This window comes from Rhodococcus sp. ABRD24 (assembly GCF_004328705.1).
Taxonomy (GTDB): Bacteria; Actinomycetota; Actinomycetes; order Mycobacteriales; family Mycobacteriaceae; genus Prescottella.
Map to the genome: position 1 here is coordinate 4,676,500 of NZ_CP035319.1, position 17,419 is coordinate 4,693,918.

Annotated in this window: 13 protein-coding genes; 10 read left to right on the top strand and 3 right to left on the bottom strand. The window is 66.9% G+C overall.

What is annotated here, in order from left to right:
- Window positions 1-6: 6 nt before the first annotated feature.
- The 10 genes from nuoD to nuoN are packed head-to-tail and all read left to right on the top strand — an operon-like array spanning window position 7 to window position 13,953.
- Window positions 7-1,341 (top strand): NADH dehydrogenase (quinone) subunit D, encoded by a 1,335-nt coding sequence (nuoD, locus tag ERC79_RS20930; protein WP_131581403.1) that lies wholly within the window; start codon window positions 7-9, stop codon window positions 1,339-1,341.
- Window positions 1,338-3,437 carry an NADH-quinone oxidoreductase subunit NuoF gene (nuoF, locus tag ERC79_RS20935; protein WP_131580286.1) on the top strand — a complete coding sequence of 700 codons (2,100 nt, stop codon included), beginning with the start codon at window positions 1,338-1,340 and terminating at the stop codon, window positions 3,435-3,437. Before nuoD ends, nuoF begins: the two co-directional genes overlap by 4 nt.
- Window positions 3,434-5,878, top strand: a complete 2,445-nt coding sequence (locus ERC79_RS20940; RefSeq protein WP_131580287.1) for an NADH-quinone oxidoreductase subunit G — start codon at window positions 3,434-3,436, stop codon at window positions 5,876-5,878. The genes nuoF and ERC79_RS20940 overlap by 4 nt, the downstream gene beginning before the upstream one ends.
- Window positions 5,875-7,152: an NADH-quinone oxidoreductase subunit NuoH gene (nuoH, locus tag ERC79_RS20945; RefSeq protein ID WP_131580288.1), complete on the top strand. Its 1,278-nt coding sequence runs from the start codon at window positions 5,875-5,877 to the stop codon at window positions 7,150-7,152. Before ERC79_RS20940 ends, nuoH begins: the two co-directional genes overlap by 4 nt.
- Entirely contained in the window at window positions 7,145-7,666 is a 522-nt protein-coding gene (gene nuoI / locus ERC79_RS20950; RefSeq protein ID WP_131580289.1) for an NADH-quinone oxidoreductase subunit NuoI, read from the top strand. Before nuoH ends, nuoI begins: the two co-directional genes overlap by 8 nt.
- Window positions 7,667-7,691: 25 nt before the next feature.
- Window positions 7,692-8,507: an NADH-quinone oxidoreductase subunit J gene (locus ERC79_RS20955; protein WP_131581405.1), complete on the top strand. Its 816-nt coding sequence runs from the start codon at window positions 7,692-7,694 to the stop codon at window positions 8,505-8,507.
- Window positions 8,504-8,803: an NADH-quinone oxidoreductase subunit NuoK gene (gene nuoK, locus ERC79_RS20960; RefSeq protein ID WP_131580290.1), complete on the top strand. Its 300-nt coding sequence runs from the start codon at window positions 8,504-8,506 to the stop codon at window positions 8,801-8,803. Before ERC79_RS20955 ends, nuoK begins: the two co-directional genes overlap by 4 nt.
- Window position 8,804: 1 nt before the next feature.
- Window positions 8,805-10,697, top strand: a complete 1,893-nt coding sequence (nuoL, locus tag ERC79_RS20965; RefSeq protein ID WP_131580291.1) for an NADH-quinone oxidoreductase subunit L — start codon at window positions 8,805-8,807, stop codon at window positions 10,695-10,697.
- Window positions 10,697-12,337 carry an NADH-quinone oxidoreductase subunit M gene (locus ERC79_RS20970; protein ID WP_131580292.1) on the top strand — a complete coding sequence of 547 codons (1,641 nt, stop codon included), beginning with the start codon at window positions 10,697-10,699 and terminating at the stop codon, window positions 12,335-12,337. Before nuoL ends, ERC79_RS20970 begins: the two co-directional genes overlap by 1 nt.
- Window positions 12,334-13,953: an NADH-quinone oxidoreductase subunit NuoN gene (gene nuoN, locus ERC79_RS20975; RefSeq protein WP_131580293.1), complete on the top strand. Its 1,620-nt coding sequence runs from the start codon at window positions 12,334-12,336 to the stop codon at window positions 13,951-13,953. Before ERC79_RS20970 ends, nuoN begins: the two co-directional genes overlap by 4 nt.
- A gap of 76 nt (window positions 13,954-14,029) precedes the next feature.
- On the opposite strand, the gene ERC79_RS20980 is transcribed toward nuoN, so the two are convergent.
- The 3 genes from ERC79_RS20980 to ERC79_RS20990 form a co-directional block, all read right to left on the bottom strand.
- On the bottom strand, window positions 14,030-14,242 hold the full coding sequence (locus ERC79_RS20980) for a hypothetical protein (RefSeq protein ID WP_131580294.1): 213 nt from the start codon (window positions 14,240-14,242) through the stop codon (window positions 14,030-14,032).
- Window positions 14,243-14,422: 180 nt separating this feature from the next.
- Entirely contained in the window at window positions 14,423-15,715 is a 1,293-nt protein-coding gene (clpX, locus tag ERC79_RS20985; RefSeq protein ID WP_131580295.1) for an ATP-dependent Clp protease ATP-binding subunit ClpX, read from the bottom strand.
- 52 nt (window positions 15,716-15,767) lie between these two features.
- Complete coding sequence (locus ERC79_RS20990; protein WP_131580296.1) at window positions 15,768-16,865, bottom strand: helix-turn-helix domain-containing protein; 1,098 nt, start codon at window positions 16,863-16,865, stop codon at window positions 15,768-15,770.
- Window positions 16,866-17,419 lie beyond the last annotated feature (554 nt).

A 17,419-nucleotide genomic window follows, 5' to 3' on the forward strand; every position in this document is an offset into this window, starting at 1 on the left:
AGCGACATGACACGTGAGGCGACCGAGCCGGAGCCTGGGGCGCGTCCGAAGACGACGTTCACGGTCGCCGGCCAGGACTGGGACGAGATCGTCGGCGCCGCCCGGGCATCCACGGAGGCTGGTGAGGAGCGGATCGTCGTCAACATGGGTCCCCAGCACCCGTCCACCCACGGTGTGCTCCGGCTGATTCTGGAGATCGAGGGTGAAACCGTTACCGAGGCGCGGTGCGGGATCGGCTACCTACACACCGGAATCGAGAAGAATCTCGAGTACCGCAACTGGACTCAGGGTGTCACTTTCGTCACTCGCATGGACTACCTCGCGCCCTTTTTCAATGAGACCGCCTACTGCTTGGGCGTCGAGAAGCTACTCGACATCACCGAGCAGGTCCCCGAACGAGCCAGCGTCGTGCGGGTCTTGCTCATGGAGCTCAACCGCATCTCCTCGCACCTCGTCGCGCTGGCCACCGGCGGTATGGAACTCGGCGCGATCACCCCGATGCTCTTCGGTTTCCGGGAGCGTGAACTGGTACTCGACGTGTTCGAGACCATCACCGGACTGCGCATGAATCATGCGTACATCCGGCCCGGCGGCCTGGCGCAGGACCTGCCGCCCGGCGCGGTGGACCAGGTTCGCGCGCTGCTCGATCTCATGCCCCGCCGGCTGAAGGACATGTCGGATCTGCTCGACGACAACCCGATCTGGAAGGCCCGCACACAGGGCGTGGGCTACCTCGATCTTGCTGGCTGTATGGCGCTCGGGGTCACCGGGCCGATCCTGCGAGCGACGGGCCTGCCGCACGACGTCCGCAAGAGCGATCCGTACTGCGGATACGAGACCTACGAGTTCGACGTCGTCACGGAGACCGGGTGCGACTGTTACGGCCGCTATCGGATCCGGGTGAAGGAGATGGCCGAGTCGCTCAGGATCGTCGAGCAGTGCCTCGACCGCCTGCGCCCCGGCCCGGTCATGCTGGAGGACAAGAAGATCGCGTGGCCTGCGGACCTGGGCGTGGGTCGCGACGGGATCGGCAACTCGCACGAGCATGTGCAGCGGATCATGGGCACGTCGATGGAGTCGCTGATCCACCACTTCAAGCTCGTGACCGAGGGATTCAGGGTTCCGCCCGGTCAGGTCTATGTGCCCGTCGAATCACCCCGTGGCGAACTCGGTGCGCACCTGGTCAGCGACGGCGGCACACGCCCGTACCGGGTGCACTACCGGGACCCGTCGTTTACGAATCTGCAGGCAGTGGCCGCGATGTGCGAAGGCGGCATGGTCGCCGACGTCATCGCCTCGGTCGCCAGCATCGACCCCGTGATGGGGGGAGTCGACCGATGACGCAGCGACGCGACGACGCCGCGAAGCGGGTGTTCCTGGAACTGGGGCCACGGCCGGAGGATGACCGCGTCCTCGGGTCTCCCGGCGCCCGGCCGACCTATCCGCCCGAGGTTGCCGAGCGACTGTCCGCCGACGCGGTAGAGATCCTCCGGCGGTATCCCGCGGGCGCCGCTCGTTCGGCGCTGCTACCGCTCCTGCATCTCGTACAGGCCGAGGACGGCTGGATCACACCTGCCGGAATCGGCTTCTGTGCACAGCAACTCGACCTCACCGGTGCGGAGGTGGCTGCGGTGGCCTCGTTCTACACGATGTACCGAAGCCGGCCTACCGGCGAACACCACGTGGGCGTGTGCACCAACAGCCTGTGCGCGGTGATGGGCGGCGATGCGATCTTCGCCGCGCTCAGCAGCCGTCTCGGCATCGGTCATGGCGAGACGACCCCGGACGGGGCGATCACACTCGAACACATCGAATGCAACGCGGCCTGTGACTACGCCCCGGTCGTGATGGTCGACTGGGAGTTCTACGACAACCAGACGCCGCAGTCGGCGGAAGACTTGGTGGGCGGGCTCCGCGCGGGCACTGCGCCCGACCCCACGCGCGGCGCGCCGCTGCAGTCGTTCCGTGATGCTGCCCGTCTCCTCGCCGGCTTCCCGGACCGGCGCCTCGGTGCGGTGGACGCCGGCGGCGGCGCGGGCGGTGCCACGCTCGCGGGGCTCAGGGTTGTCCGGGATCGCGAGGCATCGGCGGACGCCGCCGGACCGGACCCCACCGACGGTGGGGCCGAGCCGGAACATCCGCTGACTCCGGTACTGAGTCGGTACTGGGATGCGCCCCGATCCTGGACGCTGGACACCTACCGTCTGCACGACGGTTACACGGCTCTGGACAAGGCACTCCACATGCACCCGGACGAGGTGATCCAGACCGTCAAGGATTCCGGGTTGCGCGGGCGCGGTGGCGCGGGGTTCCCGACCGGCATCAAGTGGTCGTTCATTCCGCAGGGGGACGATCGCCCGCACTACCTGGTGGTGAACGCCGACGAGTCGGAACCGGGCACCTGCAAGGACATTCCACTCATGCTGGCCACCCCGCACGCTCTCGTCGAGGGTGCGATCATCGCGGCTTATGCGATCCGCGCCGACTGGGCATTCATCTACCTGCGCGGTGAGGTGGTGCCGGTGCTGCGTCGGCTACAGGCGGCGGTCGCGGAGGCCTATGCCGCGGGGTACCTCGGCCGGGACATCCTCGGTTCCGGATATGACCTCGAGCTGGTGGTCCATGCGGGCGCCGGCGCCTACATCTGCGGTGAGGAGACCGCGCTGCTCGACTCGTTGGAGGGCCGCCGGGGCCAGCCGCGTTTGCGCCCGCCATTCCCGGCCGTCGCCGGCTTGTACTCGTGCCCCACGGTAGTCAACAACGTCGAGTCGATCGCGAGTGTGCCGCCGATCATTCTGGGCGGCGCCGAGTCCTTCCGGACCTTGGGCAGTGAGAAGTCGCCGGGCTTCACGCTGTACTCGCTCTCAGGTCACATCCGCAGTCCCGGCCAGTACGAGGCACCGCTGGGGATCACGCTGCGCGAACTGCTTCGGTACGCGGGAGGTATCCGGGACGGGCACCGGCTCAAGTTCTGGACGCCCGGAGGATCGTCGACACCGATCCTCACGGATGCGGACCTCGACGTGCCGCTCGACTACGAGGGTGTCGCAGCCGCTGGCTCAATGCTCGGCACCAAGGCGCTCCAGATTTTCGACGAGACCACCTGCGTGGTGCGGGTTGTCCTGCGGTGGACCGAGTTCTACGCGCACGAATCGTGCGGCAAGTGCACACCCTGCCGGGAAGGTACCTATTGGCTGGTGCAGATCCTGCAGCGGCTGGAGGCGGGCGAGGGCACTGCGGAGGATCTGACGAAGCTCCTCGACATCTCCGACACGCTTCTCGGAAAGTCGTTCTGTGCGCTCGGGGATGGTGCGGCGAGCCCGATCATGTCGTCGCTGCAGCACTTCCGCGACGAGTACGTCGCGCACCTCACTCACGGCGGCTGTCCGTTCGATCCGGATCGGTCCGCCCTCACGGAGGGGAGCTACGCGCGATGACGGTGGACACCAACAGCGACGCGACGGGGCTACCTGTGCCGTCGGGCCGGGTCACGCTCACCATCGACGGCGTCGAGGTGAGCGTCCCCAAAGGCACCCTGGTCATCCGTGCCGCGGAACTGATCGGTATCCAGATCCCGCGGTTCTGCGACCATCCCTTGCTCGAGCCGGTCGGTGCGTGCCGCCAGTGTCTCGTCGAGGTCGATCTGCCGGGCCAGTCGGCGGGCGATGCACCGGTCCGCCAGCGCAAGCCGCTCGCGTCGTGCACCACTGTCGTCACCGACGGCATGGCGGTCCACACACAGCTGACGTCGGCCATTGCCGACAAGGCGCAGCGGGGAGTGATGGAGCTGCTGCTGATCAACCACCCGCTGGACTGCCCCGTGTGCGACAAGGGCGGCGAGTGCCCGCTGCAGAACCAGGCGATGTCCAACGGGCGTGCCGAGTCGCGATTCGGTGGCGTCAAACGCACGTTCCCGAAACCGATTCCACTGTCCACCGAGGTGTTACTCGACCGTGAGCGGTGCGTCTTGTGCGCCCGATGCACCCGATTCTCGCGGCAGATCGCCGGCGACCCGTTCATCGAGCTGCTCGAACGCGGTGCACTGCAACAGGTAGGGATCCAGGAGGGGGAGCCGTTCGACTCCTACTTCTCCGGAAACACGGTGCAGATCTGTCCGGTCGGTGCCCTCACCGGGGCCGCCTATCGGTTCAGAGCCCGCCCATTCGACCTCGTGTCGAGCCCCAGCGTGTGTGAGCACTGTGCGAGCGGCTGCGCCCAGCGGACAGACCACCGGCGCGGCGTGGTGTTGCGGCGGATGGCGGGCGACGACCCGCAGGTCAACGAGGAATGGAACTGCGACAAGGGGCGCTGGGCGTTCGCCTATGCCACCGAGCCCGATCGCCTCACCACCCCCCTGATCCGGGACTGTGACGGCAACCTGACAGCCGCGTCGTGGCCTGAGGCGCTGTCGATCGCGGCTGGCGGACTTGCCGCCGCGCCGGGTGGGGTGGGTGTCCTCGTCGGTGGCCGGGCGACGTACGAGGACGCGTACGCGTACGCGAAGTTCGCACGGATCGTGCTGCACACCAACGACATCGACTTCCGTGCCCGCGATCATTCCGGTGAGGAGGCGCAGTTCCTCGCCGCCCGGATCGCGGGGCGACCGATGACGGTCACGTACGACGACCTCGAGCACGCCCCGGTTGTGCTGCTCGTCGGGCTCGAACCCGAGGAGGAGTCGCCGATCGTGTTCCTGCGGCTGCGTAAGGCGGTCCGCGCCGGCCGGACCGAAGTTCACGCCGTCGCCCCATTCGCCACCCGCGGCCTGGAGAAGATGTCGGCGAAGCTGCTGCAGGCCGGGCCCGGCGGCGAGCCCGGCGTGCTGGGTGCGCTCCGTGGATCGGATCTGCTGCGTCGGCCCGGGTCCGTGATCGTCGTCGGGGAGAGGCTCGCAGCGGTGCCCGGCGGGCTGTCTGCCGCGGGCCGACTCGCGGCAGAGACCGGGGCGCGTCTGGCGTGGGTACCGCGGAGGGCCGGCGAGCGTGGGGCACTCGAGGCCGGGGCACTACCTGATCTGCTGCCCGGTGGCCGGCCGGTCGGCGATCCCGAGGCCCGGCGTCAGACCGCCGTTGTGTGGGGCGCCGACCTGCCGGTGAGCCGGGGCCGCGATACCGCGGAGATTGTTGCCGCCGCCCGCGCCGGTGCGCTCGGGGCGCTGCTGACCGGCGGGGTCGACCTCGACGACCTGCCCGATCCGCGCGCCGCGCGGGGGGCGGTGGAGGCGGCGGGATTTGTCGTGAGCCTGGAGTTACGTCGCAGCGCGCTCACCGACCGTGCCGACGTGGTGTTCCCGGTGGCGGCGGTGGCCGAGAAGCCCGGAACATTTCTGGATTGGGAGGGGCGGGAACGGTCCTTTGCCGCGGCGCTGCGCGGCTCCGACGCGCTGCCCGACCATCGTGTCCTCGATGCGCTGGCTGGTGCGATGGGCGTGCCCCTCGGGCTCGGGGATGTCGACGCCGTGCGCCGCGAGCTTGCCGGCCTCGGTGTCTGGGACGGCGTCGCCCCGCCGCCGCCGGACGTCGACCCGACCGCTGCTCCCTGGCCCGGTCCGGGCGAGGCAGTGCTCGCAAGCTGGCGGATGCTGCTCGACGCCGGCCGGATGCAGGACGGCGAGGAACATCTGGCGGGCACGGCCCGGCCGCCGGTGGCGCGGCTGTCGGCTGCGACGGCCGCCGAGATCGGCGCCGGGGACGGCGACCCCGTCACAGTCGGCACCGACCGGGGTGAGATCACGCTGCCGCTGACGATCACCGACCTGCCCGATCGCGTGGTGTGGCTGCCGCTCGACTCGCCAGGCTCCGAGGTGCACCGTCGGCTCGGGACAGCGGTCGGACGTGTCGTCCGCGTGCGGGCGGCGTCGGGGGAGGCGATCCGATGAGCGGATCCGCTTACGCCGACCTGTCGATGTTCGGCCACGATCCGTGGTGGCTCGTGGTCGTCAAGGCCGTGTCCATCTTCGCGTTCCTGGTGCTGACAACTCTGATCGCGATCCTCGCCGAGCGAAAGATCCTCGCCTGGATGCAGATGCGGGTGGGCCCGAACCGGGTGGGGCCGGGCGGCATCCTGCAGACCCTCGCCGACGGAATCAAACTTGCGCTCAAGGAGGGCATCGTTCCCGCCGGTGTCGACAAGCCGATCTATCTGCTCGCCCCGATCATCGCTACGGTGCCGGCGTTCATGGCATTCGCCGTGATTCCGTTCGGCCCGGTGGTGTCGATCCTCGGGCACCGCACGCCACTGCAGCTGACCGATCTGCCGGTGGCCGTCCTCTATGTTCTCGCGGTCACCTCGGTCGGTGTCTACGGCATCGTGCTCGCCGGGTGGTCGTCGGGCTCGACGTATCCGCTTCTGGGCGGCATTCGTTCTACCGCGCAGGTCATTTCGTACGAGGTCGCAATGGCGCTGTCGTTCGCCGCGGTCTTCCTGGACGCGGGCACGATGTCGACGTCGGGCATCGTCGCCGCGCAGGAGGGCACCTGGTACATCTTCCTGCTGCTGCCGTCGTTCCTCATCTACGTGACATCGATGGTCGGCGAGACCAATCGCGCCCCGTTCGACCTGCCCGAGGCCGAGGGGGAGTTGGTCGGCGGATTCCACACCGAGTACTCGTCGCTGCGGTTCGCGATGTTCATGCTCGCCGAGTACGTGAACATGGTCACTGTCTCGGCGCTGGCCGCCACGCTGTTCCTCGGTGGCTGGCACGCGCCTTGGCCGCTCAACATGTGGGACGGCGCCAACTCCGGCTGGTGGCCGCTGCTGTGGTTCACGATCAAGGTCTGGGGCTTTCTGTTCGTGTTCATCTGGTTGCGGGGCACTCTGCCTCGGCTGCGCTACGACCAGTTCATGAACCTGGGATGGAAGGTGCTGATCCCGATCTCGCTGGCGTGGGTGATGATCGTCGCGACGGTCCGAGCGCTGCGCATCGAGGGGTACGACGGCCGGGTGATCGCACTCTTCGCGCTAGGGGTCGTCATCGCACTGGCCGTTCTCGCCTTGCTGTGGCCACGCCTACGGGGTGCGCGGCAGCAGCTGGCACCCGGCGCTTCGCTGGTGGAGCCGTTCGATGCAATGGCCGGCGGATTCCCCGTCCCGCCCCTGCCCGGCCAGGTTCCGCCGGTGTCCTCGACCACCAAGGAGGGCAGCGATGCCTGAATTCCTCGACCCCATAGCCGGTTTCGGTGTGACCTTCTCGACGATGTTCAAGAAGCCCGTCACCGAGTTCTATCCGGAGCAGAAGACGCCGACCGCGCCTGGCTATCACGGTCGGCATCAGCTCAATCGGTACGGCGACGGCCTCGAGAAGTGCATCGGGTGCGAGCTGTGCGCGTGGGCGTGCCCGGCGGACGCGATCTACGTCGAGGGCGCGGACAACACCGACTCGGAGCGCTACTCCCCGGGAGAGCGGTACGGCCGCGTCTACCAGATCAACTATTTGCGGTGTATCGGCTGCGGGCTGTGCGTCGAGGCCTGCCCGACAAGGGCGTTGACGATGACCAGCGACTACGAGATGGCCGACGACAACCGCGCCGCCCTCATCTACGAGAAGGATCGTCTTCTCGCGCCGCTCGACCCCGGCATGGTTGCCCCGCCCCATCCGATGGCGCCCGGCGCGACAGACGAGGACTACTACCGCGGCGCCGTGTCAGTGCCGACCGACAACGCCTGAGGAAGGGGAAGTTGCAGTGGTGAACATGATGGCGTCGTTGGCATCCGAGGCCCTGCTGGCGGCGGAACCACTCGCCCGGACGTCGACGGGCGAGGGCGTTCAGTTCTGGGTCCTCGGTACCGTCGCGGTGATCGGCGCGCTGGGTACGGTGTGTGCGACCAAGGCCGTCTACTCGGCCATCTTTCTCGCCATGACGATGATCATCCTGGCGGTGTTCTACATCGCGCAGGGCGCACTGTTCCTCGGCGTCGTGCAGGTGGTCGTCTACACCGGCGCGGTGATGATGCTGTTCCTGTTCGTACTCATGCTGGTGGGCGTCGCCTCCGCCGATTCCCTGGTGGAAACCCTGCGCGGGCAGCGGGTCGCGGCCGCTGTGTCGGGTCTCGGCTTCGGCCTCCTGCTGATCGGGGGGATCGGTCGCGCATTTGCGGTGTCGCCGAGCCCTCAGTTCGTGGGGCTGCAGGATGCGAATGCGGGGGGCAACGTCGAGGGCCTCGCGGATCTGATCTTCGTCCGCTACCTGTGGGCCTTCGAGCTGACCGGTGCGCTGCTGATCACTGCGACCGTGGGAGCGATGGTGCTCGCGCACCGCGAACGCTTCGGGCGCCGCAGTAGTCAGCGTGAGCTGTCCCAGGCTCGGTTCCGGAACGGCGGTCGCGCCACACCCATGCCCAGTCCCGGTGTTTACGCGCGGCACAATGCGGTCGACATTCCCGCCTTGCTGCCGGACGGCTCGTACTCGCGGGAGTCGGTCAGCGGAACCCTCTGGCCGCGGGCGCACACGCCGCCGGAGTCGGGCCCGCATGTATCCGACCCGCGGGACGGGGAGGCACAGCGATGAATCCCGAGAACTACCTGTACCTGTCGGCGTTGCTGTTCACGATCGGCGCGGCCGGGGTTCTGTTGCGCCGCAGTGCGATCGTCGTCTTCATGTGCATCGAACTGATGCTCAACGCTGCCAATCTTGCCTTCGTGACCTTCGCGCGAATGCACGGCAACCTCGACGGCCAGGTCTTCGCGTTCTTCACGATGGTGGTCGCCGCTGCCGAGGTCGTCGTCGGTCTGGCGATCATCATGACCATCTTCCGTGCTCGGCATTCGACCTCGGTCGACGACGCAGACCTGCTGAAGTACTGACATGGGAGGGGGGATCGTGTCGACCGTCTGGTTGCTGCCGGCGCTGCCGCTGCTCGGTGCCGCGGTGCTGCTGCTCACGGGGCGCCGAGCCGACCGTTGGGGCCATTGGCTCGGTTGTGCTGCAGCGCTGGCTTCGTTCGTCCTCGGCATCGCGCTGTTCACCGACATGGTGGGTCGCGAGAGCTCCGATCGCACATTCCAGCAGCACCTGTTCAGCTGGGTTCCGGTCGCAGATCTTCAGGTGGACTTCGGACTCCGGCTCGATCAGCTGTCGATGTGCTTCGTACTGCTGATCACCGGCGTCGGGTCGCTGATCCACATCTACTCGGTCGGGTACATGAGGTCCGACCCCGGGCGCAGACGGTTCTTCGCGTACCTGAACCTCTTTCTCGCGGCGATGCTGCTGCTGGTGCTCGCGGACAACTACCTCGGCCTGTACCTGGGCTGGGAGGGAGTGGGCCTCGCGTCGTACCTGCTGATCGGGTTCTGGCAGTTCAAACCGGCCGCGGCGACGGCGGCGAAGAAGGCGTTCGTGGTCAATCGCGTCGGGGACATGGGACTGGTGGTCGCCATGATGATCATGTTCGCGACCTTCGGTTCGGTTGGATTCGACGTTGTCTTCGCCGGCGCACCCGACGCGGGCGAGGGAGTGCTGACCGCGATCGGCCTCATGCTGCTGCTGGCCGCTTGCGGGAAGTCGGCGCAGGTACCGCTGCAGTCGTGGCTCGGCGATGCGATGGAGGGGCCGACGCCGGTCTCGGCGCTCATCCACGCTGCCACGATGGTCACCGCTGGCGTCTACCTCGTCGTCCGGTCCGGTCCGATCTTCGACCTGACGCCGGCCGCGCGGGTCGCGGTGGTGATCGTCGGTACCGTCACCCTGCTGTTCGGGGCGATCATCGGTTGCGCCAAGGACGACATCAAGAAGGCGCTCGCGGCCTCGACGATGAGCCAGATCGGGTACATGGTGCTCGCCGCGGGCCTCGGTCCCGCCGGATATGCGTTCGCGATCATGCACCTGCTCACTCACGGGTTCTTCAAGGCGGGACTGTTCCTCGGCGCCGGTTCGGTGATGCACGGGATGAACGATGAGACCGACATGCGACGCTTCGGCGGGTTGCGCACGCTCATGCCGATCACTTTCGTGACCTTCGGGATCGGCTACCTCGCGATCATCGGAATCCCGCCGTTCGCCGGCTACTTCTCCAAGGACCGGATCATCGAGGCCGCATTCGGATCCGGCGGCGCCCAGGGCATGGTGGTCGGATCGGCGGCGCTGATCGGGGCCGGTATCACCGCGTTCTACATGACCCGCGTGATGCTCATGACGTTCTTCGGAGTGAGACGGTGGCGGCTGGACGCGCACCCGCACGAGTCGCCGGCGGTGATGACCTGGCCGATGATGCTCATCGCGGTCGGCTCGGTGGTGTCGGGCGGGGCGCTGGCCTTCGGTGGGGCGCTGCAGAACTGGCTCGCGCCGATCGTGGGGGAGCACCATGGCGAACTGGGGGTGCCGGTGTGGGTGATCACCGCAGGAACCCTGGTCGTCGTGCTTGCCGGCGTCGCGGTCGCCTACCGGCAGTACGCCGGTCACGACATCCCTGAGGCCGCGCCGACCGATGTCGGTGCGCTGACCGTCGCCGCACGACGGGACCTGTACGGCGATGCGGTCAACGAGGCGGTGTTCATGAGGCCGGGCGGAGAGGCGGTGAGCGTCCTGAATGTCCTCGACGACAAGGGAATCGACGGGTTCGTTACCGGGATTCCCGCGCTCCTCGGCAGGATGTCGACATGGCTGCGGCGACTGCAGACTGGGTTCGTCCGGTCGTACGCCCTGTACATGCTGGCCGGCGCCGCCCTTGTGCTCGCGGCAGTGCTGGCAGGGAGGGCATGATGAGTGACTTCCCGTGGCTGACAACGCTGTGGCTGCTGCCGTTGGCCGGGGCCGGCGCGGTTCTGCTGGTGCCCGCCGCGGGGCGGCGACTTGCCAAATGGGTCGCCCTCGCCGTGTCGTTGTCGACGCTCGCGGTAGCTGTCGGGCTGGCAGTGGGCTTCGAGCCGGACGGCGAACGCTACCAGTTCGTCGAATCCCATACGTGGATACCGGCGTTCGGTACTCGGTACACGCTGGGACTCGACGGCATCGGACTGGCACTGGTGCTACTGACCGCGGTGCTGCTGCCGCTGCTACTGCTGGCCGGGTGGCGCGATGTCGCGCCCGACGATCCGCGCGGGCGTCCGGTGCACACCTACGTCGCGCTGATGCTCGTGGTCGAGGCGATGGTGATGGTGTCGTTCCTCGCGCTCGACATCCTGCTGTTCTATGTGTTCTTCGAGGCGATGCTCATTCCGCTGTACTTCCTGATCGGCGGGAGCGGAGCCGGCGGAGCGACCAGGGCTGGCGGGAGCGGAGCCGGCGGAGCGACCGGGGCTGGCGCATCCGGCAACCGGGGTTCGGGACCCGCGGCGGTGAAGTTCCTGCTGTACAACCTCTTCGGCGGCCTGATAATGCTGGCCGCGGTGATCGGGCTGTACGTCGTGACCGCGGGAGCTGACAGTCCGCTTGCCACCGGCACATTCGACTTCCGGGCGATCGCCGATGCGGTCTCGTCGGGCACGCTGGTGATCGACGCCCCGGTCGCGAACGCGCTTTTCCTCGGCTTCATGTTCGCGTTCGCGGTCAAGGCACCGCTGTGGCCGCTGCATACGTGGCTGCCGGATGCTGCAGTCGCGTCGACACCGGCGACGGCGGTGCTGATGATGGCCGTCGTCGACAAGGTCGGGACGTTCGCGATGCTGCGTTTCTGCCTGCAGTTGTTCCCCGATGCCGCGGAGACCTTCACACCGCTGATAGTGGTGCTCGCGGTGATCAGCATCGTGTACGGAGCGCTGCTGGCGATCGGTCAGACCGATGTGATGCGCCTGATCGCGTATACGTCCATCTCCCATTTCGGGTTCATCGTCCTCGGAGTCTTCGCGATGACGAGCCAGGGCCAGACCGGTTCGACGCTCTACATGGTCAATCACGGCATCTCGACCGCGGCGCTGATGCTGGTGGCCGGGTTCCTGGTCTCGCGGCGGGGCAGCCGGGCCATCGCCGACTACGGCGGGGTGCAGACCGTCGCCCCGCTCATGGCCGGCACGTTCCTCGTCGCCGGGCTCGCGACGTTGTCCCTGCCGGGGCTGGGGCCGTTCGTGAGCGAGTTCCTGGTGCTCATCGGCACGTTCCCCCGGTACCCGGTCGCCGCGGTATTCGCGACGCTCGCCCTCGTACTCGCGGCCCTGTACATCCTGTGGATGTACCAGCGGATGATGAACGGACCGGTGCGACCCGGGAACGAGTGCATCCGTGACCTCGGGCGCCGCGAGCTCGCGGTGGTGGCGCCGCTGCTCGCGCTGCTGCTCGTTCTCGGCGTCTATCCGAAACCGATCCTGGACATGATCGACCCCGCCGTCGGGCACACGCTCAGCACGATCGACCGGCAGGATCCTGCACCGGCAGTGGCCGAGCGAGACGGAGGTGAACCCCGATGAGACCGTCGGAGTCGGTGCTGATCGCGCCGAGTATCGAGTACGGCCTGCTCGCGCCGATGCTCATCGTGTTCGGTGTCGGTGTCGCCGGCGTGCTCATCGAGGCGTTCGCGCCGCGCCGCGCCCGTTACGCGACCCACCTGGTGCTCAGCCTCGGTGGTCTCACCGCGGCCTTCGTTGCGGTCATCGTTCTTGCGACACAGTCGGATTCGTCGGGATCCGGTCGGACTGCCGTGATGGGGGCGGTGGTGATCGACGGTCCGACGCTGTTCCTGCAGGGCACCATCCTGCTCATGGCGATGCTCGCAGTTCTCCTCGTCGCCGAGCGTGGTGCCGGTGGCACGGATGGGGGCGTGGACACGAGCGGTGGGGGCGTGGACGCTTTCACCCCCCGCGCCTCCGCGGTTCCTGGCAGTGTCGCCGAGCGGGAGGCCACTCGGAGAGGGGTGATGCAGACCGAGGTCTTTCCGCTCACGCTCCTCGCGGGCGGTGGGATGTTGCTGTTCCCGGCATCCGGTGATCTTCTCACGATGTTCGTCGCACTCGAGGTGTTGTCGCTGCCGCTGTACCTGCTGTGCGGGCTGGCCCGGCGTCGACGCCTGCTGTCCCAGGAGGCCGCGCTCAAGTACTTCCTGCTCGGAGCCTTCTCCTCGGCGTTCTTCCTGTTCGGAGTCGCGTTGCTGTACGGCTACTCCGGGACTGTGTCCCTGACGGGCATCGCGGACGCTGTCGCCGGCGAGGGCGTGAGCACCGCGCCCGGTGGCGAGGTGCTCGCGCAGATCGGTGTCGGACTTGTTGCGGTGGGGCTGCTGTTCAAAGTCGGCGCGGTGCCGTTCCATTCGTGGATTCCCGACGTCTATCAGGGTGCACCGACGCCGATCACCGCCTTCATGGCGTCGGCCACCAAGATCGCTGCTTTCGGCGCGCTGCTTCGCGTTCTGTACGTTGCGGTACCGGGACTGGACTGGGACTGGCGGCCAGTGTTGTGGGTGGTCTCGATCCTGACGATGGTGGTTGGCGCGGTGCTCGCGGTGACGCAGACCGACATCAAGCGCATGCTCGCGTACTCGTCGGTTGCGCACACCGGCTTCCTGCTCACCGGCGTCGTCGCCGACGACACGGCGGGGTTGTCGTCCACGATGTTCTACCTGCTGGTCTACGGTTTCACGACGGTCGGGGCGTTCGCCGTGGTCGGCGTAGTCCGCAGCACGTCCGGGGACGGTGCCGAGGCGCCCGAGATCGGCCGGTGGGCCGGTCTGGGCCGGACGTCGCCGGTGATCGCGGGTGTATTCGCACTGCTGTTGCTGGCCCTCGCGGGCATTCCGCTGACCAGTGGTTTCGTCGGTAAGTTCGCGGTTTTTCAGGCCGCGGCCGCGAGCGGAGCCTCTCTGCTCGTCATCGTCGGCGTCCTGTGCAGCGCGATCGCGGCTCTGTTCTATGTGCGGGTGATCGTGCTGATGTTCTTCGCCGCACCACCTGCCGATCCGCCACGGGTGGTGGTACCGGGGGCGGCGACGGTCGTGGTGATTTCCGTTGCGGCGGCGGTGACGGTGGTGCTGGGAATCCTGCCGCAGCCGATGCTGGACCTGGCGGACCGGGCGGCGAGCTTCCTGCAGTGACGGCTGGCGCGCCGACGGTGAGAGTGTGCGCGTCGCCGGATCTGGGACTGCGATCTGCGAACCAAAGGCGTGCTTGTCAGCGGAAGTTCACCAGCAGCGCCGCGATCGCGACGCATGTGGTGGTGAACAGGGTGACCAGTCCTGCTGTGGTGGCAGGCATTCCGGACATGAGAGCGATCATTCCCGGAATGACGAGGATCGCGACGATGCACGCGAGCCATCCGATCCTGAGCGCTGCCGCGCTCACGATCCGGCGCGGTGTTCGGCGTGGGAGTTCAGACACTGTCATCTCCAAATTCTCTGGACTTGTCGGGCACCCGGAGATCGGATGGGATGGCCCCGGCTTGCGGATGGGGCATGGCAGCGACCGCGGTAGCGCGAACGCTGGCCCCGTGCGGTGTTGGTTGAGGTGCGCTGCCGCTCATGGGGCTGTGAGCCGATCCTGAGTATGGGTGAGTACCTCTGCGGTTCAGCCCGCTTCGCGGCCGGTGTCGCCGGGACAGGCGTGGTTTCGTTTTCGGCGACGCTCGGCGATGGATGGGTTGGTGTTGGCATGGACGGTGCCCTCGTCGATGACCAGTTCGGTGATGTCGTCACGGCTGGGGATGTCGTACATGAAGGGTTGGAGCACCTCCTCCAGGATGGCCCGTAGTCCTCGAGCGCCGGTTTCCCGGACGAGCGCCTCGGATGCAATTGCGTCGAGGGCAGCGGGAGTGAAGGTGAGCTCGACGCCGTCGATGTCGAACAGCCGGGCGTACTGCTTGACGAGCGCATTCTTCGGTTCGGAGAGGATCCTGACAAGGACAGCTTCGTCGAGGGGATCAAGCGCAGTCACGATCGGTATGCGGCCGATGAATTCGGGGATGAGGCCGAACTTGTGCAGGTCCTCCGGCATGACCTTGCCGAGGTGGTCACGGATGTCGGTGTCTTTCGAGCGGATTTCGGCGCCGAACCCTGTTCCGTGGTGGCCGACACGGTTGGCGACCATCTTCTCGAGTCCCTCGAATACCCCGGAGACGATGAAAAGGATGTGGGTGGTGTCGAGTTGAATGAAATCCTGGTGGGGGTGTTTGCGACCGCCCCGCGGGGGGACGCTCGCGTGGGTCCCCTCGAGGATCTTCAGGAGCGCTTGTTGGACGCCTTCGCCCGAGATATCGCGCGTGATCGACGGGTTCTCACTCCTTCGGGCGACCTTGTCGATCTCGTCGATGTAGATGATTCCGGTCTGGGCCCGTTGGATGTCGAAGTCGGCGGCTTGGATCAGTTTGAGAAGAACGTTCTCGACGTCCTCCCCGACATAGCCCGCCTCGGTGAGCGTCGTCGCGTCGGCGATGGCGAAGGGGACGTCGAGTATTCGGGCGAGTGTTTGGGCGAGGTAGGTCTTCCCGCAGCCGGTAGGGCCGAGCATCAGGATGTTCGATTTCGTGATCTCGACGGCCTCCCCACCCGTCGTGGCACCCTCGTTCGCAGAACGGATTCGCTTGTAGTGGTTGTAGACGGCGACAGCGAGCGATCGCTTGGCAGCCTGCTGACCGATGACGTACTCGTCCAGGTGATCGCAGATTTCAGCCGGCGTAGGTATCCGTTCGCGTTCACTGACACCGGGGTGTACCCGCTCTTCGTCGAGAATGTCGTTGCACAGGTCGATGCACTCGTCGCATACGTAGACACTGCGTCCGGCGATCAGCTTCCGAACCTGCTTCTGATTCTTGCCACAGAACGAGCATTTCAGCAGGTCAACTCTTTCGCTGATCTGTGCCATGTCTCACTCCTCGTCAATGGGTGATGCGATGGTCGGGGTGATGAAGGGCCCGTCAGTTTCGGGCGGAGCCCAGGGCGTCGACGCGCAGGCAGGCGCCCCGGCCCCTGCTGCGCGAGACGATGCGTCCCTCGTGGATGGCCACGGCGAGTTCGGTGTCGTCGTCGACGGTGTCCGCTCCACTTGCCGCGGCGATCTCCCCGTTGGCATCGACAACGAGCTGGATCTGCGGCCACGTATGGGAGGGGAACGCCTGGCGGAGTGACCGGCACAGGTCCGACAGTGCCAACCGGGCGAGTGGAGCGAGCTCGGCAGGATCAGCGGTGACGATGACAGCTGTGACGGGGGTATCGGTGGGCACGGCACGGACCAGGTGCTCGATGTGTTCGAGCCGGTTCATGCCCACCAGGGCAAGGATCCCGTCGCCGATCGTCGCAGTCTTCCCGCGAACAACGTCGGTCGCCCGCGGGAAGGTCCACTCTTCGTCAGTCTCCTCGGTGGTGACGTCATCGATGTGCGGGGGAGTCCATCGATCCTCGATCTCGATGCCGATAGCGTGCCGGCAGGTCGCTACCACCGTGGCCGGATTCACGAAATCAGGTGCAACGAAAGATAATTGGCTTGCCCCGTACAGAATGGTGAGCACCGATTCGGCGACGGCGACCATGCGCTCGGCTGCGCAGGGGCGATGCTGTTGCATGCGCTCGAGTGCCAGCCCGAGAAGTATGGCGTCGAGTTTCAGCAGCTGGGCGAACGGCCGCTGGAATTGCTCCTCGGTCAGGATCTCGGGGATGAGATCGAGACCGAGCACCGGCGAGGTGAGTTGCACAGATCCCTGGTACTCGTAGTCACTGGTCCGGGGAAGTCGATCCACCCACGTGCCCGCGAAGACCCCGAGTGCCCCCGCTGGGGTATCTGCGTGAGTGTGCAGGACCTCGCTGGCATTCTCGGCCTCCTCGGCGAGGACCGCGAGGTAGAGGGCGCGTTTGCCGGGGAAGTTGGAATACACGGCTCCGCGGGTGAGGTCGGCGCGGATGGCGATGTCGTCGACCGTTGCCCTGCGGAAGCCTCGCTCGGAGAACTCGGCCCGGGCCGCGGTGAGCACCCTGCGCCGATTGAGCTCTCGCTGCTGGAGCCTCGTCAGCCGCGCCATCGGTCCGTTTCCTCCGCTTACCTCTGGTTCATCCCATTTGGAATGCGGGCATCATCTGAATGTTGCTACCATCCGAATGCTACACGGGGGTGCTCTCCGGGGGGGGGATGGCCGGAACGCTCCGCCGAATGATCAGCGATGCGCGGGGGTGCCTGCGCTGAGGGGGCCGAGGGGGCAGAACGTGGGGAGCGCAACTGTCGGGCACCCGACCCGTGCATCGAAATCATCGAAGTCTGTCGACGATGTCCTTGCTGATGCTCGCGCACTGCTCGGGCTCAGGCTCTCGTGTCACTGTGCGCTGGCCAGCCGGACGGTCTCGATTTCGAAACTCGTTCGACTGTCGAGATCAGTGACTGCATGTCCATGATCGAAGGCAAGACTGCATCTCTACTCGCGTGTGCATGCGAAATAGGCGCAACTGCAGCCGGGGCAGACCGCGCGACGGCGTCGCTCCTGGCGCAGTTCGGCCGCGACATCGGAATCGCCTACCAACTGACCGACGACATACTCGGGATCTGGGGTGACTCCACCGTGACGCCAAGCCCGTTTTCTCC

Excerpts from the sequence above, each read along its gene's own strand:
- nuoD (WP_131581403.1), top strand. The coding sequence starts at position 7 with ATGACACGTGAGGCGACCGAGCCGGAGCCTGGGGCGCGTCCGAAGACG.
- nuoL (WP_131580291.1), top strand. The coding sequence starts at position 8,805 with ATGGGAGGGGGGATCGTGTCGACCGTCTGGTTGCTGCCGGCGCTGCCG.
- nuoI (WP_131580289.1), top strand. The coding sequence starts at position 7,145 with ATGCCTGAATTCCTCGACCCCATAGCCGGTTTCGGTGTGACCTTCTCG.
- nuoH (WP_131580288.1), top strand. The coding sequence starts at position 5,875 with ATGAGCGGATCCGCTTACGCCGACCTGTCGATGTTCGGCCACGATCCG.
- nuoK (WP_131580290.1), top strand. The coding sequence starts at position 8,504 with ATGAATCCCGAGAACTACCTGTACCTGTCGGCGTTGCTGTTCACGATC.
- clpX (WP_131580295.1), bottom strand. The coding sequence starts at position 15,715 with ATGGCACAGATCAGCGAAAGAGTTGACCTGCTGAAATGCTCGTTCTGT.
- ERC79_RS20940 (WP_131580287.1), top strand. The coding sequence starts at position 3,434 with ATGACGGTGGACACCAACAGCGACGCGACGGGGCTACCTGTGCCGTCG.
- nuoN (WP_131580293.1), top strand. The coding sequence starts at position 12,334 with ATGAGACCGTCGGAGTCGGTGCTGATCGCGCCGAGTATCGAGTACGGC.
- ERC79_RS20955 (WP_131581405.1), top strand. The coding sequence starts at position 7,692 with ATGATGGCGTCGTTGGCATCCGAGGCCCTGCTGGCGGCGGAACCACTC.
- ERC79_RS20980 (WP_131580294.1), bottom strand. The coding sequence starts at position 14,242 with ATGACAGTGTCTGAACTCCCACGCCGAACACCGCGCCGGATCGTGAGC.
- ERC79_RS20990 (WP_131580296.1), bottom strand. The coding sequence starts at position 16,865 with ATGGCGCGGCTGACGAGGCTCCAGCAGCGAGAGCTCAATCGGCGCAGG.
- nuoF (WP_131580286.1), top strand. The coding sequence starts at position 1,338 with ATGACGCAGCGACGCGACGACGCCGCGAAGCGGGTGTTCCTGGAACTG.
- ERC79_RS20970 (WP_131580292.1), top strand. The coding sequence starts at position 10,697 with ATGAGTGACTTCCCGTGGCTGACAACGCTGTGGCTGCTGCCGTTGGCC.